A 25,457-nucleotide genomic window follows, 5' to 3' on the forward strand; every position below is an offset into this window, starting at 1 on the left:
TACCTTTGTGAATTACACTACTCTCAAACAAAACTGATACAAGTTTCCATTTGTATCTAGTCTTAGTACCTTTGTGAATTACACTACTCTCAAACCTAAACTCTTTTTCTGTGTCTTCTTCCCACCGTCTTAGTACCTTTGTGAATTACACTACTCTCAAACCTCAAATAAAAATTTTTGTGAGAGTTTTTATGGTTACGAGCCATTGTCTAATCAATAGATTTCGCATAAATCATCATCTATTATAAAGATACTTTCTTTTTGTAGTTTACTAATAGTAATACTTTCAACTAAAACTATATTAAAATCATTATATATCACATACTCATAAAAGTCAATTATTTCTTTTTCGCTAAAATTTTGTCTGAAATTTATAAATATAAAATTTTTTATTCCAAATAATTCGTTTATTATATTCATATAATTAATTATTCTATCTAAATCTAAATTTTCATAATTTTTTATTTTTAATTTAACTGACTTTAATAAATCTAGTATATCCATTTCACTATCAATTTCCAAATATAAATCATATTGAGATATAATTTTATATATAAAATTCTCGATTTCAGACTTTATTTTAAAACTTTCATCAGAATATTCTAACAAACTTATTTCTTTAATTTTTTTATACATTTTTGTTAAACACAATTTATTAATATCAAAAGAATAGTAATCATTAAAAGTAAATAAAAATTTTGAAGGTACAATCAACTCATTTTTATCAAAAAGTAAAATTTTACCATCTTTTATATCAAGTTTATTAACAAAAGAATCAACTACTTCTCTATATTCTTTTTTATTTTCAATAATTAATACATTAATTTTTTCATTCAAATCTAAATGAAATGTAAAATTTTTTATTTGTAATTTCAAAATATTTCTATCCTTTCATCACTATCTAACATATTTGAATTATATTCTCCTACTAAAGTTTGCATTTTTTGAAACTGTTTTTCTGTAATATTAATTACTTGAACAAGTCCTTTTGGTGGCAAATTTTTCTTTAATTTTGATATAAAATTTTCAGCTGAAGTAGAATTCAACAACATTTTTACATACAAAGATTCCTGTAACATAATAAATCCATTTTGTATTAAAAATTTTCTGAAACATCTATATTCTTTTAAATCTTCTTTTTCTATTGTTGGTAAATCAAAAAATAATAAAATTCTCATAAATCTATAACTCATTTTCATATAACCTTAAATTTGAAAAATCTTCACTATCCAAAGCATCTAATAAACTTTTTGTATAAATTCTTATCGCGTCTTGAATAAAATATTTTTGTCCATTAATTATAAGTTGACTAGATAAAATTTTCTGTATTTCTCTCTTCTCATCTGTTCCAAAATTTTCAATATTCATCTCAACAATCTTTTTATCTATTATTGGTCTAAAAGGCTCCATTAAGTCACAGGATAAATTAAATGGATTAAACTTATTTCTATGAAATATTCCTAGATTTGTTATATATCCATTAGAAACAATTTCTCTATTAAAAATAGAAAGTATTATAGAATATCCATAATTCAATGCCATATTAATCGGATTTTCTTTATCTTCCCTACAAAATGAATTTCCAAAAATAGCATTAAAATAAACTTTAGCAGAATGTCCTTCTCTATTAGTTTTATCAAAATTTTCTATTTCTACCATATATTCTTCCAATAATTTATATTGCTTAATATTAAAATATCTTAAAAGTTCCTTCTGATTTTTTATTTTTTCGAATACTATAATAGCCCAAAGTTTGCCTTTTATTTCATCTTTCCAATTAGCTTGAAATTTAATTCTCTCACTACAATCAAAAGAGCCATAATAAGACATGAGTTCACTTTGAGGATTATGCATTTCATCACAAAAAATAACTTTTATTTTGTTTTTTACAAGCTCACTTAAAAGAGCAGTAGTTATAGAAACAGATGTGCTTTCTACTATAAGCACACCTATTTCTCCAATATTTACTTGACTTAACTTATCATTTTTTCTTATATTCATATTCTTATATCTTAAGTCAAGTTTACATCTATCAGTTATTACTATTGTTCTCCATCCTGCCATTTTTCTAATCCTTCTTTTTTCTCAAAAAGTCCTGTAACAGATTCATCCACAAATTGAATATCTTTTTCAACAAGTTGCTTAAATTTTTTACCATTTAATTTCCCAAAAGCCATGCTTAATCCTTCAAATGAAAGATTACCATTTTTATCTAATTTTTGTTTTCCATTTTTATCTAATTCAGGTTTTTCTAATAATTTAAAATTACCATAAGTATCTTTTTTGAAAATTTTTAAAAATTCTAATAATAATTTTGCTTTATCAAGTAAATTCAAATTTTTAAAACAATCAAACACTTCTATTAATTCATCATATTTTTTACTATTATAATAATTAGCATAAATCTTTGAATTTAATCTTTCACAAAAATATTCATACAACTTTATAAATTCTATATTTAATCTCTCTTTTGCCTCATCTGTTGTTTCATTTCTATCATTTTCTGAAGTTTTTTTCAAGAAATTAATTCTATATTCTCCATTTTTAACATTATTATTGTTATTATAAAAAGCGGATAAATGTTTGATATATTTTAAATGTTCTCCATCTGAATAAAATTGTTTTGAATTTTTTATTTCTAATTTATTATCTGTAAATCCAACAATTCTATATGGATAACCATTTAATAAAATTTTTTGTTTTAAATTTACTTTTCTAATAAATTTAGGACTATTATATCCTTTGTCTTCTAAATATTTTTCAATATCCTCATTAGAATTTATTTTTTCTCTATCAAATATAAAAATTCTATCAAATCCAAACACTTCTTTATTTTTATCAATATATTTAAAAACAACAAAATATGCAGGCATAAGCGTACTAAAATATCCATATTTTTCAGCAATTTTGCAACTATCTTTTAAACTTGATTTCAATATTTTAGGAGTATTTGGAATTACAGTTAATTTTTTATCGATTTTAGATTTTTTTAGTATTGTCAAATCAAACAACTGTCCTTTACCCTCAGTAATCATTTGAGTAATATTAGCTGTCTTTTTATTTATCATTTCGGAAATAGTATTTATAGAATAGTCTTTTAGCCAAGCAACATTTTCGCCTCTTGAAACATCATAATCAAATATTTTCTTAAAATTATAAGTTTCTCTAATATTATCAACTTTTCTTCTATCTTCTATAAATTTCCAATAATTTTTGGTGAATTTTGTATCAAAGACATTTCCAACAACTATATTCAAATAGGCATCTTGAGCATGATGTGCATCATTTAAGTCTCTAACTTTTATTATCCCATACTTTTCTCTAAAATCACTCACTAAATTAGCTTTAGAACAAACAACATCAGTATTTTGGAAAATAAACTCAAAAAGTTTTTTTACTTCTAAAGTTGACTGCCTTGTAGTTACTAATTGTCTAGAAATAAATCCTGATAATTCATCATCTGAAAAATAAGTATTTCTTCTTAATCTATTATATTTTTCAATAGTAATAAATCCTTTTTCTCTTAAAAAATTCCAAAATTTATTCATCCTAAGTCTAATAGATTCGTCCAAATAATCCCTATTATCTTTATCTTTATTTATAGTTTTTTCAACTAAAACAATATTATCAAAACTATCATCTTTTAATTTAGATTGAGGAATTATATGATCTATATCGTAAGTATTAGCAAATAATAGTTCATTTAAATCAATATTTTTACCTGTGTACATAGATTTTCCGAGTTGCATGAAGTATAAAAATAATTTTTTCTCTCTTAATCTATTATCATCATAATTGTCAACTGATAATTTTAAATTATCTAAATTGTTCAAAAATTCCTCATTCGAATCTTTCATATTCGCATATAAAGTTTTTATACGCTCTTTTCTCTTTTCAGTTTTCTTCCCTTTTTCTCCTCCACCTCTTGCCATTTCAATAAATATTTTTTTAGGATTTTTACCTGTAATTTTCTTTATTTCCATAGCAATTTTATAAGTTTGAATTATAGAACGTTTAACCGATGGAGAAACATATAATTCATCTACATATTCATTAATATTAAATTTTTCTAAAGTATTTTCTTGATTTTCTTCTGCAACTTTCTCTGATAGATTAAATTTTTTAGAAGTAAATTCCATAAAATTATAATTTGTACTTCTTAATGCAACAATTATATTTTCAAATGATTCAGACTCTATCACATTTTCAAAGCATATTTCTGTTAATAACCTTTTAGATAACCTACCCCATTTGTTAAATTTCATTTTATTTATCTTTTTTAATTCATCATCTGAAACATAGTCTTTAAACTCTGTATTATTTATTGCATTTTTAAATAGTTTTTTATCATCACCATAAAAGCATTTAAATTCTATACATTTTTCAACAAAATTATATCCTCTTAAAGTATCTATTTTATCTCCAATTACCTTTTTAAATTTTATATAACTATCTAATTTTGATTTAAATTCATTATCTAGCCCTGAAATATCTTCTTTTTCCACAAAAATTTGTTTAGTTTTTAAGTAATCTACAAATTTTTTCTTTGTAACCTTAGAAGTTGTTTTAAAAAGCTCATCAATAATTTCATTTTTTAAAACAACATTTATAAATTCATTTTTAATTTTTACTTTATTTAATTCATTTAATAATTCATACTCTGAATATAGTAAAGAATTTTTAGGAAGTACATTTTCTGTTTTCAAATAACTACACCTATTAGACATTCTTTCAATAAATGCTTTCGCACTTTCTTCCATATCTACTATTTTTTCAAAATTCCAAGGAGTAATTTTTTTATTTTCTTTAAGTTTAGCCCAAGAAAATTTACCTTTTAAAGTCCCAATATAATAAGGAATTCTAAAAGTAAAAAGTTTTTCTATTCTTTCAATGTTAGTAATTCCATCAATTTTTTCTAAAAGAAAATCATAGTATTTACTTTGATTTTGTAAAATTTTTTCCAGTTCTATTTTATGAATTTGATATGGTATAACACCATTATCGTTGGTTTTTAGTTTTGGTAATAATTTATTTTCATTTAATTTCAAGTTTATTTTTTCTAAAACTGCGTCATTTTCTTCATATTCTTTTATCTTAGCAATATATTCTTTTATTTCTTTATTTAAATCTTCTTGAGTACAAGTGTTTTTCTTTTTACCATTATTTAAGCTAGATGAAATATACGATACATAATTCTTTTCCTTGTTTTCATTTCTAAAAAATTCAAAATAGTCTTTTTTAGGTAAATATTTTTTAAAAATATATTTTAAATTACATAAATCACATTTATGCTCATCATAAAGATTAACTTTTGATTCTGAAATGTATTTATTCCCTTTCAAAATATTATTTAAAATCATAAAATCATAAACTTTTTTACAAATATCGATAAGTAAAATATTTTCTCCAAGACTTAATGCTATTTCATCTCTTTTTTCATCATATTCAATTTCTGATAAATTTATTCCTTCATTTTTTTCTTTTTCTTCATAATTAATAAAAATGTCCTTAAATTTAACTCTATACCCTATGCAACAACGCAAAACACTCTGTATAACTTTACTATCAATTAGTGAAACAAATGATTTTCCCTTTGAAGTTTTATTCTCTTTACTACAAATTATATCTTTTATATTATCACATAAATTAATATCTAAATTTTCTTCTAAATTCTCACTTAAATAAGCAGATAATTCAGAAAATACTTCTTTAAAATCAGTTACACTATCAAAATCTTGACCTTCAAATATAAAGTGTCCTCTATATTTTAATATATTGTGAATAGCAAGGTAAATCAATCTTATATCGAACTTTTTATTTTCATTTTTAATTAGCTCATTTCTCAAATGATATACAGTTGGAAAATCTTTATAATATTCCTTATCTGTATAGTTTTCATCATTAAAAATAGGAAATCTAAAATCAAAAGTTTTATCCTCATTATGCAAAGTACTTTCTTCAAGCCTTCTGAAGAAATTTTTATCAATTTTACAAATTTCAGTTTCAAAAATTTCTTCAAGATATTTTAATCTTTTACTTCTTCTCTCTAATCTTCTTCTAGAATTTCGTTTTACTCTCCTATCCTTTGCAGTTTTAGCCTCATCAAACAATCTTGCACCCCACATATCTTTTTTGTTAAAACGAAGAAGATTATAAGATAAATCACTTACTGCCCAACCTACAGAATTTGTACCAATATCAAATCCTAAGTAATAATCATTAAATTCTTGTTTCTTTTTTTCAATATTTCCTTTCATAAATCCTCCTTATTTATTAATAAAATTTTCCAAAAAAATTTGACAAATTTAAATTTTTATATTATAATTGCTACAGAATAGCTTAGTACCTTTGTGAATTACATTACGAGTTCAAATAAAAAGTTATTCAAATCGCCATAAAGGCTAACCTATATGTTTAGGTCAAACTCACGAAAGTGAGTTTTTTTATTGTAAAACAACAAAGTTCACGGCTACTCACTTGATGAGTAGTATTTATTGAAGATTGGATTAACGATTATCCTAAAAAAATATTCGATTACAAAACACCTAGAGAAATTTTTTTATGTGACTAATTTATTCTTGCAATTTTTAAAACTATTTTAATACCAAGAAAACCTTTTATCATAGCATAGTTAAATTATAAGTATATAAACGATTTTTGTCAATATTTTTATTATTTAATATCATTTTTTTATATGCCTTAAAATTTCCCGCAAAAAAAAGAGCCAGATTACTCTAACTCTCCTGTGTTTTATTTAAGTAGTCGGTTGGTCGGTGTATCCAACATCTCAGATACCTTTTGCAAGGTGTGGCAGGAACCCTTTCTGCCCTCAACTACTTATTTGTTACTTATATTATACCCATTTTTTTATTTTTTGTCAACTTTTTTCAATCTTCCACTAAATTTTCTGCTCTCTAATTTATAATCATTTATGGTATACATACTGGCAATAAAAAATTTATCTTTTGTTTTGTTTAGTTTTAAAGCCAACAAAACATTTTTTTCAAGGCATTTCACATACTCCAAACTTATTTTATTTTCATTTGGATTTATTCCAACATAATCCGGATTTTCTATTATATTCTCAACATCATCAATATATTTTATAACATCATAATGTTTTCTTTTTTCTATATGTCTTTTCAATCCATGTCTTGAATACTCAATTTCTGATAATTCAGATTTAATTCCCAATAAATCTTTAATGCTATCTTTTACTTTCATATACTCTACCTCTTTAGTATATTTTATCATAAATAATGTAAAATTTAAACTCGTATAAAAAAAGAGCTATCTTTACAGATAACTCTTTACTATGTAAGCACACCCAAGGTTGCTTAACAAAAAATGTACGGTACCTTTGCAGTTAGCTCAGAGTAAGCAATCTTACGGCACATAGAGTATTTTACTTATGGCTGCTTCCGTCAAGACCTGACCAGGTTCGTAAAGCTCTATTGCGTAAGGACCCACTCGTCAACACCACTTTCAAAAGTCGGCTACACCCCTTGAAAATCTAACTTGGGAATTCAGTCCTGCTATAGCAGATTGCAGGTTACAGGGTACTGCTAACACCCCACCTAGTGCATGGCGGAGAGCGAGGGATTTGAACCCTCGAAACGCTTTTGGCGTTTACACGATTTCCAATCGTGCTCCTTCGACCACTCGGACAGCTCTCCACAATACTTATATATTATAAAGTATTTTTTTAATTTAGTCAACAATTTTTAATTTCACTTTAAAAACTCTGAAATTTTAGTTGCTATTTCTTTTGGCTTTTCCGTATAAAAATTATGTGTAGTATTTTCTATAAAATAAACTTTTATATTTATACTTCCTGTCTTTTTATATTTTTCAACCTTTTTATTTTTATACTCATAAGCATCTTTAGGTAAATCAGATAAAAGCAATAAAATTTCATCTTTCAATCCTAGTGAAAATATATCTTTGTAATCATCATACCTTATGTCAAATAAAGAAGATATTATATTTATATCCATATTCAAACTATTTTCTAAAATATAATTTCTTGAGTATTCTTTTTCTTCCTCTAAGGTAGTTTTCATATAATCATCTTCAAAAATTCCACCATCTAAGATAATTATTTTTTTCGCATATAAAAATCTTGAAAACTTTAATAATAAGTCTGCTCCTAAGGAATAACCCATTACTAAAGAATTTTTTGGAATAACCGATTTAATCCAATCTAAAAATTCTTTTTCATTTTTTATATTTACATCAATATTTGAATATTGTCCCGGAATATCTATATATTTTATTTCATATCCATATTTATTTAATTCTAAATTAAGCTCTGTTGTAGTTTCAATTTTACTACCTAATCCAGATAAAAAATATATTTTCTCCATATTTAATAAAATTATCTCCTTAATTTCTACTTGAAATAAAAATCCCAAACATAACGCCAAGCAAACATAATACAACACTCAATATTATATAAATTATTGCCATAACGGGCTTATTAATTTGAAATAAGTTATTTGCTTCTAGTGAAAAAGTTGAAAAAGTTGTAAAGCCTCCACATACTCCAGTTTTGAAAAACAAAGTTAAGTTTTTTGACCAATTATTTTTAACCGAAATACCAACAACAATTCCAATTAATATTGCTCCAAGCAAATTTGTTATTAGTGTTAAAATCGGAAATGTATTTTTATATGGAATTAAGCTAATTGAATATCTTAAAATCGCTCCAATAGCTCCACCTAATCCAACAACTAAAATCTCAATCATAAATACCTCTAAATTTTTTGAATCATAACCACATAAGGTGGATTATTTTTTTGATTTTCGAACAAAAATTTAAGAACGGTAAATTCTTTTTGTTCCAAATTTTTTAAAAACCTTGAAATTTCTGCACTCTCTATTTGTCCACATAAATGTCCTATGTAGAAAGTTATAAAAATTACTCCGTTTTTATTTAATTTTCCCAATAATTTTTTCAAACTTTTTTCAACATCGACTGCATTTGTAGTTATATTCTTATCTCCTTTTGGCAAATATCCCAAATTATACATTGCAAAATCAATATTTTCTTTTACATATTTGTCAAAATCTCTATGATTTTCTAAAATTAATTCATAATTTGAAAAATCTTCAAGTAATTTTTTTGAATTATCCAAAGCGTCTTGTTGTATGTCGAAACAATAAAGTTTTTTTGGCTTTAAAATCTCTAGAATATTTTTAGAATCAAAGCCGTTTCCAACTGTCATATCCACAGCCACTTCGACATTGTCAACATAACTTTGCATAAAAAATTCTATTAAAGTTTTTGTATTATTTATTTTTACACCCACTGCAACTCTTTCCTTGTTCTAAAATTTCTTCAATATCACAGATATATAAATTTTCTTCTTTTTTAGTTATTCCTAAAATTCCGTCAAAAAATATTCTTGAATAAAAAGTTTTTTTCTCTTTTAAATATATTTTATAAGCAATACATTTTAAGAAAAATCTGTTAAATCTTTCCATCCCCTCATCATATTTTATTTCTTCCAAATAATAGTCCTCATCTCTAAAGGTAAGTTTTACATATCCGATTATATTTTCTTCCATAACCAAACTGAAATAAAATGTTGGAATGGATAAGTCCATACTGCCACTAATTCCGTATTTAACATAAAGCTCTTCAAACTCTTCCGGGGTAGCATTTTTCAATCCTATCATTACAAACTCCTTAAATATTCTATTTCTTCTCTATTAAGTTCTCTATAATTTCCTATTTTTAAATTTCCAAGTTTTATTTTTCCAAAGGCAATTCTCTCAAGAGAAACAACTTCATAGTCCAAAGTTTTAAACATTTTTCTTATCTGCCTATTTCTGCCCTCTTTCAAAAAAACTTTCGCCATATTATTTTTAAAATCAAAAATTTCAAATCTTGCTTTTCTTGTAATTTTCCCTTCAAGCATTATTCCGTTCGATAATTTTTTTAAATCGCTCTCTTTTAAAGTTTTATCAACTTTTACGATATATTCCTTTTCGACATTATGGCTTGGATGAGTCAGCTTAAAAGCCAAATCTCCATCATTTGTTAAAAGCAAAAGTCCAAAGCTGTCTTTATCAAGTCGTCCAACCGGATAAATTCTCTCTTTAGACTCTATTAAATCAACTACAACTTTATCTTCGAAAGGGTCTTTAAGAGTACTTGCATAACCAACAGGCTTATTTAAAAGAAAATACCTCTTTTCTTTCTCTAAACTAATCTTCTTTCCCTCAACCACAATTTCATCCTCTTGTGAAACGTCAAGACCTTTTTGTGCAACTTTTCCATTTACAAAAACTTTTCCATTTTCTAAAAGCAAATCTGCACTTCTTCTTGAACAATATCCAGAATTTGCAATAAATTTATTTATTCTCATCTTCTATTTCCATATTTTCATCTTCAACTATTTGATTTTTTTCTTCATCAGAAATAAATTTCTCTATATCGGGCAAATCTTTTAAAGATTTTAAATTAAATTGATTTAAAAAGTTTAGAGTAGTCTTATAGATTATCGGTTTTCCAATTCTATCAAGTCTGCCTGCCTCTGCAATAAAATCCTTTGAAAGCAAAGTTTCTATTGAGCTGTTACACTTAACACCTCTTATTTCTTCAATCTCTTGTCTAGTTATCGGCTGTTTGTAAGCAATAATCGCCAAAGTTTCTAAAGTGGAGTTCGTTAAATGTTTAGTTGTAACTTTTTCAAAAAGCTTTGAAATAATCTCGTGAAATTCTTTTCTGGTCTTTATCTGATAGTGATTAGAAATTTTTTGAATAAAAAGTCCTCTCTTTTGAAATTCAAATTCTTCTACAAGTTCATCAGCTAAAACACTCGCCTCTTTTACAGAAATTTCCAAAACTTTTGCTATATCATCAATCTTTAAAGGGTCGCCATAAACGAATAGCAACTGCTCGATAACTTGTTTATATTCTCTACTATTCAACATCATCACCCACTAAATTAAGTTTAATATTCTTATCTTTATCTTGAAAAATACTTACAAAATTATTTTTTACAAGTTCTAAAATAGACATAAAAATTGTTATAAGCTCACTTTTTGTTCCATTATAAAAAATTAAATCTTCAAAATAAACTTCTTTCTTTTCAAAAATTTTTGTCTTTATCATAGAAATATACTTTTCTATTGGAAACAAATCTTTTTCTATAATTTTTTCAAAAGAATTTTCTTCTATCTTGTTCTTATATTGATTTATTATATTTTCCATTAAAGTCAAAAGCAAATTCACATCAGTATTTAAAATAATTTCCTTATCCTCTGTAATGTACTCGGTTATATCCGATTGCATTTTTGGATATGCTTTACTTCCCTCAGTTTCCAAGTTTTTAAAGTATTCTCCAACTTTTTTAAATTTTCTATACTCTATGAGTCTTTCGATAAGCTGTTCTTTTGTAACAATATCTTCATCTTCTTCATCTGTAACTTTTGGAATAAGACTTCTCGATTTTATTTCAACCAAAGTGCTAGACATAAGTAAAAAAGCTGATATATCCGTATCTTCTCCATAAACGGAATTTTCTATTACTTCAAGATAATGCTTTGTAATCTTACTAATCTCAATATCGTATATATCAACTTTTTGTTTTGAAATCAAATCAAGTAGCAAATCCAAAGGCCCTGAATATGCATCTAAATTAACAACTAAATCCATTACATTACCAACATAGATGCTATTTTAAGGATAAAACCACCAACAGTTTGAACTGCAGGAGTTAAAAATGTTCCGAAAGTTCTAGTCAATATAAGAGCAAGTAAAATGAAAGTTGTATAGTTTGAAAGTTTAAAATATTCATATTCAACTTCTCTTGATAAAAATGCACTTACAAAAATTGCGCCGTCAAAAGGTGGTAAAGGTATTAAACCAATAATCCCAAATACAATACTAATTGAAAAAACATCTCTAAAAAGCATAAATAAAAATACACTTTTTGAGCCTATCATCAAATAAATTATTGCTGAAATTAAAGCTATCAAAAAACACATAACAGCATTTGATAAAGAATAAATTATTTTTCCCCAAAATCTATTTTTAAAATTACCCACATTTACTTGTAAAGGCTTAGCCCAACCAAATTTAAAAATCAAGAAACAAATAAAACCGGTTATATCAATATGATTAACAGGATTTAAACTTGTTGCTCCATTAAGTTTTGGTGTGTCATCTCCTAAAGCCAAAGCAACATTTGCTTGAAAAATTCTACAAGCTATAATTACAAACATTATAGCAATAGCGACAACTAAATGTTCCATTAAAAAGTCCATACTACCTCCTATTCATTTCATTTAAAATAGCCATAGCCGTTTTAAAATCATTTATCTCTCCATTAAAATACATTTTCTTTAAATCCTCAAAATGAATTTTTACAATACTTAAATTCTCATCATCATCTTCAGGTAATTTAGAAGAAAACAAATCACAAGCTCTATAAATTACTGTTTTTTCAGTACAAAATCCAATGCTATTATATCCTTCAAAAACTTTTTCTAAATTTTTTGAACTAAAACCAATCTCCTCTTGCAATTCCCTAAGAGCGGTTTCTTCGTAATTTTCTCCATCTTCAACAAGTCCTGCAGGAATTTCCAAAACGTCCATTTCAACCGGAAATCTAAATTGTTTTACTAAATAAACATAACCGTCTTTGTCAATCGGAAAAATGGCAACAGCATCTTTATGCTCAACAATTTCTCTTTTCAAAACTTTTTCTTCAGTTTCAAAATATTCGAGTTTTAAATCTAAAATTCTACCCTTAAAAATTTCTTCTGTTTTTATTTTTTTATACATCTTAATTTTTCCTTTTTCTCATCAGCTATTCTTATCATTTCTTTAGACTGTCTTATAGTTGTTTCATTGATATTTGCTCCACCTATAAGTCTTGAAATCTCCATAACCTTATCTTCATAATCTGCACATAAAACTTTTGACAAAGTTGTATCTCCAACAGTTTCTTTACTGATTATAAAATGTGTATCGGATAAAACTGAAATTTGTGGTAAATGAGAAATTACTAAAAGTTGATGATTTTTAGAAATTTCAGCAAGTTTTTCTCCAACAATTTGAGCCGTTACACCACTTATACCCGTATCAATTTCATCAAATACAAGAGTTGAAATCTTATCTCTATCGGATAAAACTTTTTTAAAGCCCAACATAATACGGCTCATTTCTCCACCTGATGCAATCTTGTAAATCTCTTGTAAAGCCTCTCCTTTATTTGTAGAGATTAAGAAATTCACTTCATCAAAACCAATATGTGTAATTTTATTGTTCGTCTTTATATCTATTTTAAAAATTGAATTTTTTAAATCCAAATCTAAAAGTTCTTTCTCAATTAATTTTTCTAATTTTATTGCAATTTCTTTTCTTATATTTGAAATTTCATTTGCAAGATTTTTATATTCATTGCTCAAAGTTTTAAGTTTATTGTTCTCTTCTAAAAGCATATCCTTTGAATGCTCAAGCAAATATAAATCTTCTTCCAAAGAATTTTTATACTTTATAAGACCTTTTTTATCCGTTCTATGTTTCCTCTTTAAGTCATTCAAAAGATTAAATTTTTCTTGTAAAATCATCAAACTCTCTTCGTCAATATAAATACTTGAATGATAATTTTGTAATTTTTCGAAAAGTTCTTTTAATTCAAAAGAAATATTTTCTAAATCCTCACTAAATTTAACATTTTTATCATTTTCTTCCAACAACAAAACATTTCTATTTATTTCATTTAAGAAAGAAAAAATATTCAATTCTGAATTTTCTCCGTCAAAAAGTTCAACTAAATTTGAACAACATGATAAAATTGTTTGACTGTTATTAAATTTATCAATTTCATTCTCGATAAATTCTTCATCTAAGGTTTCAAGTTCTAAACTGTTTAGCTCTTCAATTTCTTCCTTTATTTCAGCAATATTCTCATCGAAATTACTTACTTTATTTTTTAATTTCTTTAAATTTAAACTTGTCTTTTTTATTTTTCCGTATAACAATTCTAATTTTTTTAGTTTTTCTTTAAAAGCATCATCACAAAAACTATCCAAAACATCGACAAAATTAGTTCTATTAAATAGAGTGTAACTGTCATGTTGTCCACAGACATTTAAAATATTTATCATAATTTCAGATAGGATTGAATTGTTTACCGTTTTGTTATTTATCTTTGAAACAGAACGTCCGTTTTTATTTATATTCCTTGAAATAACAAGCATTTTATCTTCAATTTCTATATCTAAATTAAGCATCTCAAATTTATTTTTCAAAATTTCTTCTTCATAATTTGATAGAAAAAAAACTCCTTCAACATAAGCATTGTCAGTACGTTTACCGATGAAAGAAGTATTAGCTCTCCAACCACAAAGCAAAGAAATGGCTCCAATAATTATAGATTTACCAGTTCCAGTTTCTCCTGTTAAAATGTTAAGTCCTTCAGTAAAAGAAATTTTTGTTTCATCAACAATAGCTAAATTCTTTATATATAATTCAGATAACATACTATCCCTACCTTAAAAGTTTCTTTATATCTTCAATAACCTCATCTAAAAATGATTTATCATCAACTGCAATAAAAATCGTATCCGTTCCCGTAACAATTCCACTTACCATTTTAAGTTTAGCACTTTCAATGTAAGTTCCACAAATACTTGCTGTATGTGGAATTGTCTTTATGAGTATCATATCTCCATTATGTTTCATAGACAAAATGGCAAGTTTACAAATTTTATTAAGTCTTTCATCTAAAGAGTCATACATAGAATCGACAACTTTGTACTTATACTCTCCGTTTTTATTTTGTACCTTTAAAATTTTCAACTCTTTAATATCTCTTGAAACAGTAGCTTGTGTAGAATGAATACCCTTTTTTTCTAAGCACTCGGAAAGTTCCTCTTGTGTCTTTATCTCGTTATTTTCTACTAAATCTAAAATAATTCTCTGTCTTGTATATTTTTTCATAAAATCCTCTTAAAAAATTCCTTTAATAAGCGCTAATTTTTCTTTATTTCCATCTCCACCAAGAATTGGGGAATCAATTATTTCAAGCACTTCAAGTTTATTTGCAAGTGCATAAAGTTTTACTTTTTCAACAACATTTTCTATAACTTTTTTAGACTTTACAATCCCTTTTTTATTTAAACTTTTGCCCTCACATTCAAATTGTGGCTTTATAAGTGCAACAATTTTGCTATCCTCTTTTAAAAATTTATACAAATTTTCAAAAATATATTTTAAAGAAATAAAAGAAACATCAATAGAAATAAAATCTACTTTTTCACCTATCACTTCAAAATCTAAATATCTAAAATTTGTGTTTTCCAAGCTCACAACTCTTTCATCATTCAACAAACTATCTACAAGTTGATTCGTTCCGACATCTATTGCATAAACTTTTTTTGCTTTTTCGTTAAGCATAATTTGAGTAAAACCACCGGTTGATGCTCCAATATCCATGCAAACCAAATCTTTTAAATCAAGTTCAAAATTTTTAATTGCTGAGTCTAATTTTATTGCACCCCTACCAACATATGTATCTTCAACAGTAGAATTTACAGTAACTAAATTATCATCAACAAGTAAAGATACTTTTTCTATAACTTTTCCGTCATGAAAAGCTCTTTTTTCTAAAATAATGTTCTTTGCGTGAGTTCTTGACTTTGCAAGACCAAGTTTAAGTAAACAAATATCAGCTCTTTCCATTAGTAAGTCCTTTTTTTCATAAAATCTATAAAATTTACAAAAAATTCCTTTTTTCCGGAAATTTTATTTATCTGTTCAAAAGCAAATTTATTTAACTTTTCTATTTTTTCTTCAACTTCAGTTTTCCCCAAAATTGTAGCAAAAGTTTTTTTATTTAGTCTTATATCCTCATCAAAATCAAACAAATCATCTTGAAGTTGGAATACAAGTCCTAAACTTTTAGCATAGTTTTCCAAGCAAATTAAATCTTTATCACCTGCTCCTGCAAGTTTTGCCCCTGCTAAGATAGATGCCTTGAAAAGTTCTCCTGTTTTTAAAGAATTTATAATTTCAATATCGTTTAAAGATTCTATTTTATTTTCAAGGTCTAAAAATTGACCGTAAATCATTCCATTTATACCACTTGAATTTAAAATTATTTCACTTGAAGATAGTGCATTTTTGATTTCATCAATATTTTCAAGACTTTTTATAGCCTTAACCATAATCAAATTAGCATTATTTAAAAGCTCATCGCCGACTAAAACGGCATTTGACTGTCCGAATTTACCATAAACGGACAGAACTCCACGTCTAAATTTATCATCGTCCATTTCAGGCAAGTCGTCGTGAACTAGAGAATAATTGTGAATAAGCTCAATGGCAACGGAAAAATCTAAAGCCAAATCACAAACTTCCTTGTAACTTTTATAAGCCTCTAAAAGCAAAATAGCCCTTATTCTCTTTCCCCCAACGGAAAAAGAATAAGCACACATTTTTTCAAACTCATTTTCATTTTTATAAACTAAATTAAGTCTATCTTCAATAATTTGTTTGTCTTTTTTAATTAAACTTAAAAATTTTTCCATTACAATTCCAAACTCACTTGTCCGTCTTCTAATGTCTTTTCAACAAATTTTTTCTCTTCATCTTCTGCTTTTTCATCAAATAAAAATAGTCTTCCCTCTTCTTTTTCCAATATTTCAACTAATTCTTTGTGAAGTTTCATTCCCTTTTTATATAATTCAATACTCTTTTCAAGGCTTAATTGTTCCTTTTCCAGAGTATTTACGATTTTTATAAGTTCTTCTATTCCCTTATCGTAATTTTCTAATTTAATTGCCATCTACAATCTCCTTAACATCAGAAATAATCTCTCCATTAGAAACTTTAAGTTTCAAAGAATCTCCTACATTTACAGCTTTAATATCATTTACAATCTCATCATTCTCATTATAAATAATGCTATAACCTCTTTGTAAAACACTATTTGGATTAATAATCTCTAAAGATTGTCTTTTAAAATCAAGTAACTGTTTATTATAATTAAAAACTGCGATAATCTTTTCATCTAAAGACTTTTTCAAATTCTCCAAATTTTCCTTTAATGTAGTTATTCTATTAGCCGGATTATAATATTCCAATTCTTTTTTCAAATGTTCCAGCTGAATTTTATCAGCAGAAATTTCTTCCAATATATTTTTATTAAGTTTCTTCTCAGCCTGAGATAAAAATTCTCTTATTTCGTCCATACTAACTGATGAAAGCTCCGCTCCTGCCGTTGGAGTTGCTGCTCTTTTATCTGCAACAAAATCCGTAAGCATTGTATCTATCTCATGTCCAACAGCTGATATAATTGGTTTTTTACAATTAAAAATGGTTCTAATAAGATTTTCATCATTAAACGCATTCAAATCTTCAAAAGAACCTCCACCTCTACCAACTATAATTGTATCAATAAAATCTAGCGAATCTAAGTACTTAACACCCTCAGCTATCTCATCACTTGCACCAATACCTTGCACCTTTGCAGGATAAAAATAAATATTTGCAATTCTATATCTTCTTCTTAAAGTATTTAAAATATCACGAATTGCAGCTCCATTCTTAGCTGTAATAACTCCAATATTTTTAGGAAACTTTGGAATGGGCTTTTTAAATTCAACATTAAAAAGACCCTCCTTTGAAAGCTTTTCCTTTAAGGCTAAAAATTGTTCATATAAATTTCCAAGACCAACCCTTTCAACATTTTTACAAAGTATTTGGTAGTAACTTCCCTTTTCGTAAGTCATAATAGTTCCGGTTACAACAACCTTTTGTCCGTCAGTAAGATTTAAACTACTTGCAATCGGAACTGTTTTAAAGACCACACATTTAAGCACAGCTTCATCATCTTTGATGCTAAAATAACTATGACCACCGGACTTTTTAAAATTAGATACTTCACCTTCAACACTAATATTGGATAAAAAAGAATCTCTTCTAAGTATATTGGAAATATACTTACTAACCTCTTTTACCTTAAATGTTGTCATCAAAATTCTCCTATTAATAAACCATTAAAAGTACCCCTGAAATAACAAAAATACTCAAAATAGGTAATATATGTTCCTTCAATGATTTTATAGATAATTTAGGTACTGCTATGAAAGCCATTAAACTACAAACAACCGGAACATAAAAAGCAACCATTAAGTAAAACTGTCTCCAACGTAAAAAGTTTACATTCATACTGTATTTAAAAAATACGAAAATAGCAATACAAATCGCACTAAAAATAGGATAAACAATCCATTTTCTTTTATCAGCAGTTCCTACTAAATAAGTTGACACAGCAATCCCTATAAAAGGAATAGCAATAAATCCAATTAACAATAAAGTATTTAATAAACCCATAGCAAACTCCCAAAATTAAATTTTATTTTTTGCTCGAACAATAGTTCCAAGTATTCCATTTACAAATTTATATGAGGCGTCAGTGGAATATTTATTAGCAATCTCAATAGCCTCATTTATGGCAACACTCTCAGGAATGTCGTCTAAATAATAAATTTCGTTAACTGCAACTCTAAGAATCGCCAAGTCAATCTTAGCTATTCTACTGTAATTCCAGCAACCCTCTAAATTTTCTTTTATTATGTTGTCAATATCATCAATATTATCGATTATAGATTTACAGTTTTTTCTAATATATTTAAGCTCATTACTTGGTAAATCAAAATATTCGATAAAACTTTCTATCTCATCACATTTAAAACTGTTGTGGATACTTAATTGATATATCAACTTCATACACCACTCACGTGCCTCACTTCTAGTCATAAAACCTCTCTACTTTTCAACAGACTCAATGCAAATATTAACTCCTAAAACTTTAATACTTGTCATTACTTCTACTTTTAATTTTATATTTTCTTGAATTTTCTTTACAATTTCTTCAAGTTTTTGTCCATACTCAACAGAAACTTTAACAGAAATTTCTATTCCACTTTCTAGAAAATTAATTTCTATTCCTTTTTTAGAATTTTTTGCATTAATTTTTTCAGCATCAGATGGAACACCAACGATAGATTTTACTCCTTCAACTTCAATAGTTGCCATAGCGGTAATCATATAAAAAATATCGTTAGATATTTTGATGCTACCATTTTCAAACTTATTTTTATTCATAATTAATACACCTCCACTTATTAAGTATTATACCATATTTTCAATTTAGATAATTTTTCAAAGGTAAATATGGTGAAATAAAAATTTCATTTTGAAATTCTCTATTTGTAACTTTCATTATATCAAAATTAGCAAATTTATTCAATTAAAATTAAATATTTATACAAAATAAAAATTTTTTTTAATCAATCTAATATATTTTTTTAATAAAAAATAAAAAAATAACATGAAAACAGTTAGAAAAACAATTTACTATATGTTATATATAACAAAAATCTGAAATCTCCTTGTTTCAAAACAAAAAGCCAACGAAATGTTGGCTTTTTATCTTACATATTTTTTCATAGTATATTTTTTATTTTTAACATCAAATACTTCTATATAAGGCACTCCTTCAATATAATGCCAACATTCAATATATATAGGTTCAATTTCCAATAAACGTTCACTTTCTAAAAGTGAATAATTTTTGTATGAACTTGGATATTTTTCTTTAAATATTTCACAAAATGTTTTATTTTCAATAGGTCTCCCGACATCACAACATATCCCATTAATCTGAATATTATCAATACATAGAGACACATTAGGATTTACAATTATCTGATTATATTTTTTAAAGTTTTTATCCGTTTGAAAATAAAATTTTCCATCTATTACAATTATACTCACCATTCTTGATGTTACAAAGTCATCTTTTGATGTTGATAACACCATAAATTTACTTCTTCCAATTTTTTCAAAGAATTTAGAATATTTTTCTTTAAACATCATATTCTCCTTTCAATTACTTCGTATAATAATATATTGCAAGTTGCGTTCTATCTCTAAGTTCTAACTTTTCTAAAATTCCTGAAATATAATTTCTAACAGTTCCCTCACTTAAAAATAATTTTTCAGAGATTTCTTTATTAGATAATCCCTTAGCAATTTGTTCTAATATTTCAATCTCTTTTTGAGTTAAAAGATTAAAATCTTTTTTTGTAGTATTAAAAAGATTTTTTAAATTCAGTTCATTATCTAAAATTTTATTTCCAAGACTTACACTTTCTATCGCAGGAATTAGTGATGCAACATTATCCTTTAAAATAACTCCTAAAACACCTTTGTTTAAAGCTCTAATTATATCATCTCTATCATTGAAAGTTGTTAAGAGCATTATTTTGGCATCTTTGTCAAATTCTAAAATTTCTATTGCAACATCAACTCCATTTACTTCTTTCATTCTTATATCCAAAATTACTACGTCAATTTTATTTTCTTTGTATGTTTCAATCGCTTTTTTTGAATCTGTTGTTGCAAGTACAATCTCATACCCACTTTTTCCAAGTATGGTACTTAAAGCGTTTAACACCAAAGAATCGTCATCAACCATTAAAATTTTCATTACTTTTCACCCTTATCTATCGCAATATTTATCTTAAATCCATTATCTGTAATTACATTGAAAAGTCCTCTGTACTTTCTTGCAATTTCCTCCATCGACAAAATCCCAAGTCCATCGCTCTTTTCAAATTTTATATCCTTTCCATTATCAAAAATTGTGATAATATATGCCTTTTCATTTTCAATAATTTTAACTGTAAAGCTATCTCCATTTGAATGTTTTGTAAAATTAGCAAAAGCCTCTTTAACAATACTTAAAATATCAAAACTCAAATTTTCATTCATTTTCGTTTTTACTTTATAAATCAATTTTGTTTTAACATTAGGAATATCAATTAATTTTCCAATATAACTTTCCAAGTCAAAAGACGATTTATACATATTGTGAATTATTTTTCTTATATCAACCATTCCGATGGATAAATTTTCTCTAATTCTTTCAATAGAAGTTTTAACCTCTTTGTCTTCAACTATAAATTCTAAAGCTCTAAGCTCTAAAATAGACGCTGAAATTGTATGTCCTATCGAATTGTGCAATTCTTTTGAAATTTTTTCTCTTTCTTTTAAAATATTTTCATAATTTTTTCTTTCTTCTTCAAGATATAAATTTTTTAAATTCTTTTGAAGTTTATATTTTTCTTTATGAAAATTCAAAAATTCTCTATGATAGAAAATTTTTCTCTCATAAAGTTCTCTATCATATTGAGATAGACAAATTATAAGCAAAGAAAGTGCTAAAAAATCAAATTCTCCGGTAATTAAAAATACCAAAAATATCGGAACATTGTATATCGATTTTTTATACAAAGCGTATATTAAAACAAAGCTAAAAAATCTAAATTCCGGAAAAAAATACATTAAAATCGAAAAAATCACAGACAAAACAAAGCTGTAATAAATATTTTCTTCGATTTCTACAATAAGCATAAAGCACAAGGAAACTAAACTAAAAATTGCAATATTAATTGCTCCTATGCTATCTGAAAACAAAAACATTAAACTTAATAAAAAATATTTTAAAAATACCATATCATCACCAAATATATTTTATCACATTTTCCAAAAAATTACATCTGTCATATCAAAAAAGTTACACAAAACACTAAAATATTAAAAGAAATTAAGATATAATATCTGTGAGGTGATAATTATGATAATAAAAGTAGAAGATTTAATTAAAAGTTTTAAAGAAAAAATTGTTTTAGACCATTTTAACTTATCTCTTGAGAAAGGAGATGTTTTAGGTCTAATAGGTCCAAACGGTTGTGGAAAGACGACTTCAATAATGTGTATGCTTTCTCTTTTGAAATATGACAGTGGAAATATTGAAGTTTTTGGAAAAAAAGATATTTCTAGTGAATATGAAATTAAGAAAAAAATTGGAATTGTTCCTCAAGAACTTGCTGTTTTTAATAATTTAACTGTAAAAGAAAATATCGACTATTTTTGTGGTCTATATATATCTAATAAAAATGAAAGAAAAAGGCTTGTAAATGAAGCTATTGAATTTACAGGACTTCAAAGTCATGAAAAAATGTTGGAAAAGAAGCTATCAGGTGGGCTTAAAAGACGTTTAAATATCGCTTGTGGTATTTCACATAAGCCTGAACTTGTAATTTTAGACGAGCCAACAGTTGCAGTAGATGCTCAAAGCAGAAAGTTTATCTTAGATGGAATTAAAAATTTAGCTGAAAATGGATCATCAATTCTTTATACTACTCACTATTTAGATGAAGCTGAATATCTTTGCAATAAAATTTCTATTATGGATAATGGAAAAAATATCTTAACCGGAGATATGCAAACTTTGATTAATGGAGTAAGTGTAAAAGAAAAGATTACAGTTGTAGGTTTTATAAAACCTGAAATTATTTCAATCTTAGAAAAACAAGATGAAGTAATTGATGTTGAAGCGAAGGAAAATCAAGTAACTTTTAATTATTCTAGTGATACAGGAAACATTAAAAAATTAATTCATTTACTTGATGAAAACAATGTAGTTTATGAAGAAATTTTTTCAAAGAAACCTAAACTGGAAGATATTTTCTTAGAAATGACAGGAAAGGAGCTTAGAGAATAATGGGAATTTTATCTGCTTTAAAAGTAAATTTGCTACATTTAACTAGAGATAAACTAACTTTATTTTGGAATACTTTTTTCCCTATAATTTTAGCTACGTTTTTTTGTCTTATAATTCCTAATATTGGCAAAAATTTTGATAAAGTAAATGTTGGAATTAACAAAAACAATCCACATGAATACATTTTAAAACAAATTCCATATCTTAATCTTAAAGAAGTAAAAGAAGATGTTCAAACAGATCTAAAAAATAAAGAATATAAAGCATTTATAGAAGATGATTTATCTTTAAAAATTATATCATCTAATTCAGAAGTTATGGTTGTTAAAAATATCCTTGACCAAATAAAACAAATGTATGAAACTAAAATTAATCAGGAAGAAATTATAAAAAATATTGATAAAGATTTTATAGAGGACAAAAACCATGGTGTTACAGGTGTTGAACCCATACTTTTTTCAATAATTATTATGGCAAGTCTATATACTATGTTTGATGGCGTTATCTACATAGATAATATATTATATGATTCGTCTGATTTTGCAGTAAGAATGTTAGTTTCTCCAATAAAAAAATCAACTTATTTGCTAAACGGAATAATATCTGCACTTATACTTACAGGTTTTAATTCTACATTATTGATTATTTATTTAAAACTTGTATTTGGGATAACCCTGATAACAAACTATTTGGCTTCAATAATTACAATAATTATTATTATGATTTTTGGAATTACATTAGGAATGTTCCTTGCCGTTACACTAAAAACTAAAACAGAAACTAAATCTATGGTTGGACTTGGATGTATTCTTCTAATGAATTATACTTCAGGAATGATGGGCTCAAGTGTAACAAATGCTATAACTTCAGCTTTCCCTATAATAAAAAAGATAAATCCTACAATATATATGGAAAATGCCTTATTAGGTGTAAATATCGCAAATGACAATAGCTACTTGATTTCAATGGCTAAGTATGTAATTCCATTTACTCTAGTTTTATTTGGAATTGCATTAGTATATTTGAGGAGGCATAAGTATAATGATATTTAAAAATTATATGAAAATATTTATTAAAAATATAAAAGCCGTTTTAGTTTCTTTCATAATTTTTATGGTTATGTTGATTGTATTTACCAGTTCAAAAAATAATGACGTTGAATTTAAACCTATGAAGCTGAACTTAATGATAAATGATGAAGATAAAAGCGAAGAGTCAAAAGCCTTAATAAATTATTTAAAAGAAAAACATAATGTAAAAGAAGAAAAAATTACGGAAAGCGAAGCAAGAAAACAAATTGTTGAGGATAAAATTATAGCTTATATGGTAATTAATAAAGATTTTAAACAAAATTTGTTAAATAATAAAAAAGCAATTTCGATTTTAGCACCAACAAAAACTTCATATATAACCTTTTTAAAAATAGATTTAAAAAGTTATCTCAATTACACATTGTCTGCAATAAATTCAAATGTTGATCAACAAGAGGTAATAAATACATTAAAGAAAGAGATTGATGTAAAGATAATAGATACTAAATTATATAATCAAGAACAAGGACAAGAAGCCTTTAACACTACTTTTTTAATCTTAAGTTATATAGTTTTTACGAGTATAATTTCAATAATTATAAATATTGATGCTGAATTTAAAAAAGAAAGTCTTTTAAAAAGAATGGCTTTATCCCCTTATAGTCAAAAATCACAAACTTTACAACAATTTTTAGCTCAGGTAATAATATCTATATTAATATCAAGTTTTTATTTAGCTGTTTCAATATCAAGAGTGAATAAATCAATAGCTAAAATTGATTTAATATATATGAGTTTAGCAGTATTTATATTTTCATTTACTGCAATTTCACTAGGACAACTACTTGTATCAATTTCAAAGGATGTAAAAGTTGTAAATGGTGTAAATTCTGCTTTCACATTAATAATGGCATTTTCATCAGGAGTATTTTTACCAATGAAATTCTTACCACAAGGATTAATAAATGTTTCTAAATTTATGCCACAATATTATTTTGTAAAGTTTTTAGAAGAAATAAATTTTGAAAAATTTTTACTATTTGTTGCATCACAAGTTATATTCATAGTATTTTATACACTACTAGGAATATTCATAAAAAGATACAAATTAAAAGAAGTCGCTTAAACGACTTCTTTTAAAATTTAATTTATTTATTTTTTCCTTTATACATTGTTTTGTATTTCATTCCAATTGTTCTGCTTATATAATTTGAAGATATTGCACAAATTATTAGAGTAAACAATGTTGTAATATATAACTGGTTTTGATTTCCTATTATCCATGATACAATCAAAACAAAAATTCCTCCTGCAATAAAGACAACTCCTGAAAATTTATTTGCATAGTTAAAAACTATATCGTTATTCATTGTCCATTTGTTCCTTATTGCAAATTCACTTTCTTTTTTAACTCTTCTAAGATAAATTCCATAAAATACAATTAGTACAGCTATCAAAGAAAAAACTATTCTAATTACAAAAAAAGGAATTTCCATTTTTGAATTTTTTAACATAAGTTTTAAAACTGAAAAAGTAAAATAGTTACACATAATGGAAATAAGTAAATTTACAAAGGCAACAACAGTTACTCCCGTAGGATAATTTTCATCAGAAAATTTTTTCTTTACTCTTTTTAAATAAGTTATTCCAAAGAATGATAAAACGACATTTATGATTGCAAATGTGTAAATCATATATGAGCCGATAAAAACTTCTTTTCCATTTTTAATAAAAGCCAAAACAGATGCTGGCAATACAATAAATCCTGCTGTTGCAAGTATTATTGGAGTTATTGCTAAAATTAATAATAGTTTTAAAAATTTATTCATAT

30 protein-coding genes, 1 tRNA gene and 1 other RNA gene are annotated in these 25,457 nt (G+C 25.7%); 3 read left to right on the top strand and 29 right to left on the bottom strand.

The window, feature by feature from the left end:
• Positions 1-213: 213 nt before the first annotated feature.
• The 28 genes from csn2 to HMPREF3181_RS02850 form a co-directional block, all read right to left on the bottom strand.
• Positions 214-876: a type II-A CRISPR-associated protein Csn2 gene (gene csn2, locus HMPREF3181_RS02715; RefSeq protein ID WP_068472732.1), complete on the bottom strand. Its 663-nt coding sequence runs from the start codon at positions 874-876 to the stop codon at positions 214-216.
• Complete coding sequence (gene cas2 / locus HMPREF3181_RS02720; RefSeq protein ID WP_197415911.1) at positions 873-1,193, bottom strand: CRISPR-associated endonuclease Cas2; 321 nt, start codon at positions 1,191-1,193, stop codon at positions 873-875. The genes csn2 and cas2 overlap by 4 nt, the downstream gene beginning before the upstream one ends.
• The gene (cas1, locus tag HMPREF3181_RS02725; RefSeq protein WP_068472734.1) at positions 1,183-2,064 is read right to left on the bottom strand and encodes a type II CRISPR-associated endonuclease Cas1; all 882 of its coding nucleotides are present in this window, start codon (positions 2,062-2,064) and stop codon (positions 1,183-1,185) included. Before cas1 ends, cas2 begins: the two co-directional genes overlap by 11 nt.
• The gene (cas9, locus tag HMPREF3181_RS02730) at positions 2,043-6,257 is read right to left on the bottom strand and encodes a type II CRISPR RNA-guided endonuclease Cas9 (protein WP_068472737.1); all 4,215 of its coding nucleotides are present in this window, start codon (positions 6,255-6,257) and stop codon (positions 2,043-2,045) included. The genes cas1 and cas9 overlap by 22 nt, the downstream gene beginning before the upstream one ends.
• A gap of 610 nt (positions 6,258-6,867) precedes the next feature.
• Complete coding sequence (locus HMPREF3181_RS02735) at positions 6,868-7,224, bottom strand: PBECR3 domain-containing polyvalent protein (RefSeq protein WP_068472741.1); 357 nt, start codon at positions 7,222-7,224, stop codon at positions 6,868-6,870.
• 95 nt (positions 7,225-7,319) lie between these two features.
• Positions 7,320-7,586, bottom strand: an RNA gene (gene ffs / locus HMPREF3181_RS02740) — signal recognition particle sRNA large type.
• Positions 7,586-7,676, bottom strand: a tRNA-Ser gene (locus tag HMPREF3181_RS02745). Before HMPREF3181_RS02745 ends, ffs begins: the two co-directional genes overlap by 1 nt.
• A 54-nt stretch (positions 7,677-7,730) precedes the next feature.
• The gene (locus tag HMPREF3181_RS02750) at positions 7,731-8,366 is read right to left on the bottom strand and encodes a hypothetical protein (RefSeq protein ID WP_068472820.1); all 636 of its coding nucleotides are present in this window, start codon (positions 8,364-8,366) and stop codon (positions 7,731-7,733) included.
• Positions 8,367-8,385: 19 nt separating this feature from the next.
• Complete coding sequence (gene crcB, locus HMPREF3181_RS02755; protein WP_068472742.1) at positions 8,386-8,748, bottom strand: fluoride efflux transporter CrcB; 363 nt, start codon at positions 8,746-8,748, stop codon at positions 8,386-8,388.
• Between the two features lie 8 nt (positions 8,749-8,756).
• Positions 8,757-9,311 carry a tRNA 5-(aminomethyl)-2-thiouridylate-methyltransferase MnmM gene (locus HMPREF3181_RS02760; protein WP_231723252.1) on the bottom strand — a complete coding sequence of 185 codons (555 nt, stop codon included), beginning with the start codon at positions 9,309-9,311 and terminating at the stop codon, positions 8,757-8,759.
• Complete coding sequence (locus HMPREF3181_RS02765; protein ID WP_068472743.1) at positions 9,292-9,681, bottom strand: hypothetical protein; 390 nt, start codon at positions 9,679-9,681, stop codon at positions 9,292-9,294. The genes HMPREF3181_RS02760 and HMPREF3181_RS02765 overlap by 20 nt, the downstream gene beginning before the upstream one ends.
• Positions 9,681-10,373, bottom strand: coding sequence for a pseudouridine synthase (locus HMPREF3181_RS02770; protein ID WP_068472744.1), 693 nt, complete (start codon positions 10,371-10,373; stop codon positions 9,681-9,683). Before HMPREF3181_RS02770 ends, HMPREF3181_RS02765 begins: the two co-directional genes overlap by 1 nt.
• Positions 10,360-10,938 carry an SMC-Scp complex subunit ScpB gene (gene scpB, locus HMPREF3181_RS02775; protein ID WP_082713883.1) on the bottom strand — a complete coding sequence of 193 codons (579 nt, stop codon included), beginning with the start codon at positions 10,936-10,938 and terminating at the stop codon, positions 10,360-10,362. The genes HMPREF3181_RS02770 and scpB overlap by 14 nt, the downstream gene beginning before the upstream one ends.
• The gene (locus HMPREF3181_RS02780) at positions 10,931-11,665 is read right to left on the bottom strand and encodes a segregation and condensation protein A (protein WP_068472749.1); all 735 of its coding nucleotides are present in this window, start codon (positions 11,663-11,665) and stop codon (positions 10,931-10,933) included. Before HMPREF3181_RS02780 ends, scpB begins: the two co-directional genes overlap by 8 nt.
• Complete coding sequence (locus tag HMPREF3181_RS02785; RefSeq protein WP_068472756.1) at positions 11,665-12,276, bottom strand: site-2 protease family protein; 612 nt, start codon at positions 12,274-12,276, stop codon at positions 11,665-11,667. Before HMPREF3181_RS02785 ends, HMPREF3181_RS02780 begins: the two co-directional genes overlap by 1 nt.
• Position 12,277: 1 nt before the next feature.
• On the bottom strand, positions 12,278-12,796 hold the full coding sequence (locus HMPREF3181_RS02790) for an NUDIX hydrolase (RefSeq protein ID WP_068472757.1): 519 nt from the start codon (positions 12,794-12,796) through the stop codon (positions 12,278-12,280).
• The gene (gene recN / locus HMPREF3181_RS02795; RefSeq protein WP_082713879.1) at positions 12,781-14,499 is read right to left on the bottom strand and encodes a DNA repair protein RecN; all 1,719 of its coding nucleotides are present in this window, start codon (positions 14,497-14,499) and stop codon (positions 12,781-12,783) included. Before recN ends, HMPREF3181_RS02790 begins: the two co-directional genes overlap by 16 nt.
• Before the next feature lie 7 nt (positions 14,500-14,506).
• Positions 14,507-14,959: an arginine repressor gene (locus tag HMPREF3181_RS02800; RefSeq protein ID WP_068472758.1), complete on the bottom strand. Its 453-nt coding sequence runs from the start codon at positions 14,957-14,959 to the stop codon at positions 14,507-14,509.
• Between the two features lie 9 nt (positions 14,960-14,968).
• The gene (locus HMPREF3181_RS02805) at positions 14,969-15,700 is read right to left on the bottom strand and encodes a TlyA family RNA methyltransferase (RefSeq protein WP_068472759.1); all 732 of its coding nucleotides are present in this window, start codon (positions 15,698-15,700) and stop codon (positions 14,969-14,971) included.
• Positions 15,700-16,548, bottom strand: coding sequence for a polyprenyl synthetase family protein (locus HMPREF3181_RS02810; protein WP_068472762.1), 849 nt, complete (start codon positions 16,546-16,548; stop codon positions 15,700-15,702). Before HMPREF3181_RS02810 ends, HMPREF3181_RS02805 begins: the two co-directional genes overlap by 1 nt.
• Positions 16,548-16,805 carry an exodeoxyribonuclease VII small subunit gene (xseB, locus tag HMPREF3181_RS02815; RefSeq protein WP_068472765.1) on the bottom strand — a complete coding sequence of 86 codons (258 nt, stop codon included), beginning with the start codon at positions 16,803-16,805 and terminating at the stop codon, positions 16,548-16,550. Before xseB ends, HMPREF3181_RS02810 begins: the two co-directional genes overlap by 1 nt.
• Complete coding sequence (gene xseA / locus HMPREF3181_RS02820; protein ID WP_068472767.1) at positions 16,795-17,994, bottom strand: exodeoxyribonuclease VII large subunit; 1,200 nt, start codon at positions 17,992-17,994, stop codon at positions 16,795-16,797. The genes xseB and xseA overlap by 11 nt, the downstream gene beginning before the upstream one ends.
• A 13-nt stretch (positions 17,995-18,007) precedes the next feature.
• Positions 18,008-18,355 carry a hypothetical protein gene (locus HMPREF3181_RS02825; RefSeq protein ID WP_068472769.1) on the bottom strand — a complete coding sequence of 116 codons (348 nt, stop codon included), beginning with the start codon at positions 18,353-18,355 and terminating at the stop codon, positions 18,008-18,010.
• Positions 18,356-18,370: 15 nt separating this feature from the next.
• Positions 18,371-18,781 carry a transcription antitermination factor NusB gene (nusB, locus tag HMPREF3181_RS02830; protein WP_068472771.1) on the bottom strand — a complete coding sequence of 137 codons (411 nt, stop codon included), beginning with the start codon at positions 18,779-18,781 and terminating at the stop codon, positions 18,371-18,373.
• Positions 18,782-18,790: 9 nt separating this feature from the next.
• The gene (locus HMPREF3181_RS02835; RefSeq protein ID WP_068472772.1) at positions 18,791-19,129 is read right to left on the bottom strand and encodes an Asp23/Gls24 family envelope stress response protein; all 339 of its coding nucleotides are present in this window, start codon (positions 19,127-19,129) and stop codon (positions 18,791-18,793) included.
• A 324-nt stretch (positions 19,130-19,453) separates the two neighbouring features.
• Complete coding sequence (locus HMPREF3181_RS02840; protein ID WP_231723253.1) at positions 19,454-19,900, bottom strand: pyridoxamine 5'-phosphate oxidase family protein; 447 nt, start codon at positions 19,898-19,900, stop codon at positions 19,454-19,456.
• A gap of 16 nt (positions 19,901-19,916) precedes the next feature.
• Positions 19,917-20,516: a response regulator transcription factor gene (locus tag HMPREF3181_RS02845; RefSeq protein ID WP_068472776.1), complete on the bottom strand. Its 600-nt coding sequence runs from the start codon at positions 20,514-20,516 to the stop codon at positions 19,917-19,919.
• On the bottom strand, positions 20,516-21,544 hold the full coding sequence (locus HMPREF3181_RS02850) for a sensor histidine kinase (RefSeq protein ID WP_082713880.1): 1,029 nt from the start codon (positions 21,542-21,544) through the stop codon (positions 20,516-20,518). Before HMPREF3181_RS02850 ends, HMPREF3181_RS02845 begins: the two co-directional genes overlap by 1 nt.
• Positions 21,545-21,665: 121 nt before the next feature.
• Here HMPREF3181_RS02850 and HMPREF3181_RS02855 point away from each other — a divergent pair, with 121 nt between their 5' ends.
• The 3 genes from HMPREF3181_RS02855 to HMPREF3181_RS02865 are packed head-to-tail and all read left to right on the top strand — an operon-like array spanning position 21,666 to position 24,752.
• Positions 21,666-22,595 (top strand): ABC transporter ATP-binding protein, encoded by a 930-nt coding sequence (locus HMPREF3181_RS02855; protein WP_068472778.1) that lies wholly within the window; start codon positions 21,666-21,668, stop codon positions 22,593-22,595.
• Positions 22,595-23,647: an ABC transporter permease gene (locus HMPREF3181_RS02860; RefSeq protein WP_068472780.1), complete on the top strand. Its 1,053-nt coding sequence runs from the start codon at positions 22,595-22,597 to the stop codon at positions 23,645-23,647. The genes HMPREF3181_RS02855 and HMPREF3181_RS02860 overlap by 1 nt, the downstream gene beginning before the upstream one ends.
• Positions 23,637-24,752, top strand: coding sequence for an ABC transporter permease (locus tag HMPREF3181_RS02865; RefSeq protein WP_068472783.1), 1,116 nt, complete (start codon positions 23,637-23,639; stop codon positions 24,750-24,752). Before HMPREF3181_RS02860 ends, HMPREF3181_RS02865 begins: the two co-directional genes overlap by 11 nt.
• A 22-nt stretch (positions 24,753-24,774) precedes the next feature.
• On the opposite strand, the gene HMPREF3181_RS02870 is transcribed toward HMPREF3181_RS02865, so the two are convergent.
• Entirely contained in the window at positions 24,775-25,455 is a 681-nt protein-coding gene (locus tag HMPREF3181_RS02870; RefSeq protein ID WP_068472785.1) for an SdpI family protein, read from the bottom strand.
• Positions 25,456-25,457: the final 2 nt, after the last annotated feature.

The organism is Parvimonas sp. KA00067, assembly GCF_001553085.1.
Classification (GTDB): Bacteria; Bacillota; Clostridia; order Tissierellales; family Peptoniphilaceae; genus Parvimonas; species Parvimonas parva.

What these genes read in the sequence shown, in the direction of transcription:
- HMPREF3181_RS02800 (WP_068472758.1), bottom strand. Translation starts at nt 14,959, where the DNA reads ATGAAAAAATATACAAGACAGAGAATTATTTTAGATTTAGTAGAAAAT.
- HMPREF3181_RS02810 (WP_068472762.1), bottom strand. Translation starts at nt 16,548, where the DNA reads ATGGAAAAATTTTTAAGTTTAATTAAAAAAGACAAACAAATTATTGAA.
- xseA (WP_068472767.1), bottom strand. Translation starts at nt 17,994, where the DNA reads ATGACAACATTTAAGGTAAAAGAGGTTAGTAAGTATATTTCCAATATA.
- cas2 (WP_197415911.1), bottom strand. Translation starts at nt 1,193, where the DNA reads ATGAGTTATAGATTTATGAGAATTTTATTATTTTTTGATTTACCAACA.
- HMPREF3181_RS02750 (WP_068472820.1), bottom strand. Translation starts at nt 8,366, where the DNA reads ATGGAGAAAATATATTTTTTATCTGGATTAGGTAGTAAAATTGAAACT.
- HMPREF3181_RS02805 (WP_068472759.1), bottom strand. Translation starts at nt 15,700, where the DNA reads ATGGAAAGAGCTGATATTTGTTTACTTAAACTTGGTCTTGCAAAGTCA.
- nusB (WP_068472771.1), bottom strand. Translation starts at nt 18,781, where the DNA reads ATGACTAGAAGTGAGGCACGTGAGTGGTGTATGAAGTTGATATATCAA.
- HMPREF3181_RS02860 (WP_068472780.1), top strand. Translation starts at nt 22,595, where the DNA reads ATGGGAATTTTATCTGCTTTAAAAGTAAATTTGCTACATTTAACTAGA.
- HMPREF3181_RS02785 (WP_068472756.1), bottom strand. Translation starts at nt 12,276, where the DNA reads ATGGACTTTTTAATGGAACATTTAGTTGTCGCTATTGCTATAATGTTT.
- HMPREF3181_RS02850 (WP_082713880.1), bottom strand. Translation starts at nt 21,544, where the DNA reads ATGGTATTTTTAAAATATTTTTTATTAAGTTTAATGTTTTTGTTTTCA.
- recN (WP_082713879.1), bottom strand. Translation starts at nt 14,499, where the DNA reads ATGTTATCTGAATTATATATAAAGAATTTAGCTATTGTTGATGAAACA.
- HMPREF3181_RS02855 (WP_068472778.1), top strand. Translation starts at nt 21,666, where the DNA reads ATGATAATAAAAGTAGAAGATTTAATTAAAAGTTTTAAAGAAAAAATT.
- HMPREF3181_RS02845 (WP_068472776.1), bottom strand. Translation starts at nt 20,516, where the DNA reads ATGAAAATTTTAATGGTTGATGACGATTCTTTGGTGTTAAACGCTTTA.
- xseB (WP_068472765.1), bottom strand. Translation starts at nt 16,805, where the DNA reads ATGGCAATTAAATTAGAAAATTACGATAAGGGAATAGAAGAACTTATA.
- HMPREF3181_RS02835 (WP_068472772.1), bottom strand. Translation starts at nt 19,129, where the DNA reads ATGAATAAAAATAAGTTTGAAAATGGTAGCATCAAAATATCTAACGAT.
- HMPREF3181_RS02735 (WP_068472741.1), bottom strand. Translation starts at nt 7,224, where the DNA reads ATGAAAGTAAAAGATAGCATTAAAGATTTATTGGGAATTAAATCTGAA.
- HMPREF3181_RS02780 (WP_068472749.1), bottom strand. Translation starts at nt 11,665, where the DNA reads ATGGATTTAGTTGTTAATTTAGATGCATATTCAGGGCCTTTGGATTTG.
- cas9 (WP_068472737.1), bottom strand. Translation starts at nt 6,257, where the DNA reads ATGAAAGGAAATATTGAAAAAAAGAAACAAGAATTTAATGATTATTAC.
- HMPREF3181_RS02870 (WP_068472785.1), bottom strand. Translation starts at nt 25,455, where the DNA reads ATGAATAAATTTTTAAAACTATTATTAATTTTAGCAATAACTCCAATA.
- HMPREF3181_RS02840 (WP_231723253.1), bottom strand. Translation starts at nt 19,900, where the DNA reads ATGTTTAAAGAAAAATATTCTAAATTCTTTGAAAAAATTGGAAGAAGT.
- HMPREF3181_RS02765 (WP_068472743.1), bottom strand. Translation starts at nt 9,681, where the DNA reads ATGATAGGATTGAAAAATGCTACCCCGGAAGAGTTTGAAGAGCTTTAT.
- cas1 (WP_068472734.1), bottom strand. Translation starts at nt 2,064, where the DNA reads ATGGCAGGATGGAGAACAATAGTAATAACTGATAGATGTAAACTTGAC.
- HMPREF3181_RS02770 (WP_068472744.1), bottom strand. Translation starts at nt 10,373, where the DNA reads ATGAGAATAAATAAATTTATTGCAAATTCTGGATATTGTTCAAGAAGA.
- HMPREF3181_RS02790 (WP_068472757.1), bottom strand. Translation starts at nt 12,796, where the DNA reads ATGTATAAAAAAATAAAAACAGAAGAAATTTTTAAGGGTAGAATTTTA.
- HMPREF3181_RS02865 (WP_068472783.1), top strand. Translation starts at nt 23,637, where the DNA reads ATGATATTTAAAAATTATATGAAAATATTTATTAAAAATATAAAAGCC.
- HMPREF3181_RS02825 (WP_068472769.1), bottom strand. Translation starts at nt 18,355, where the DNA reads ATGGGTTTATTAAATACTTTATTGTTAATTGGATTTATTGCTATTCCT.
- crcB (WP_068472742.1), bottom strand. Translation starts at nt 8,748, where the DNA reads ATGATTGAGATTTTAGTTGTTGGATTAGGTGGAGCTATTGGAGCGATT.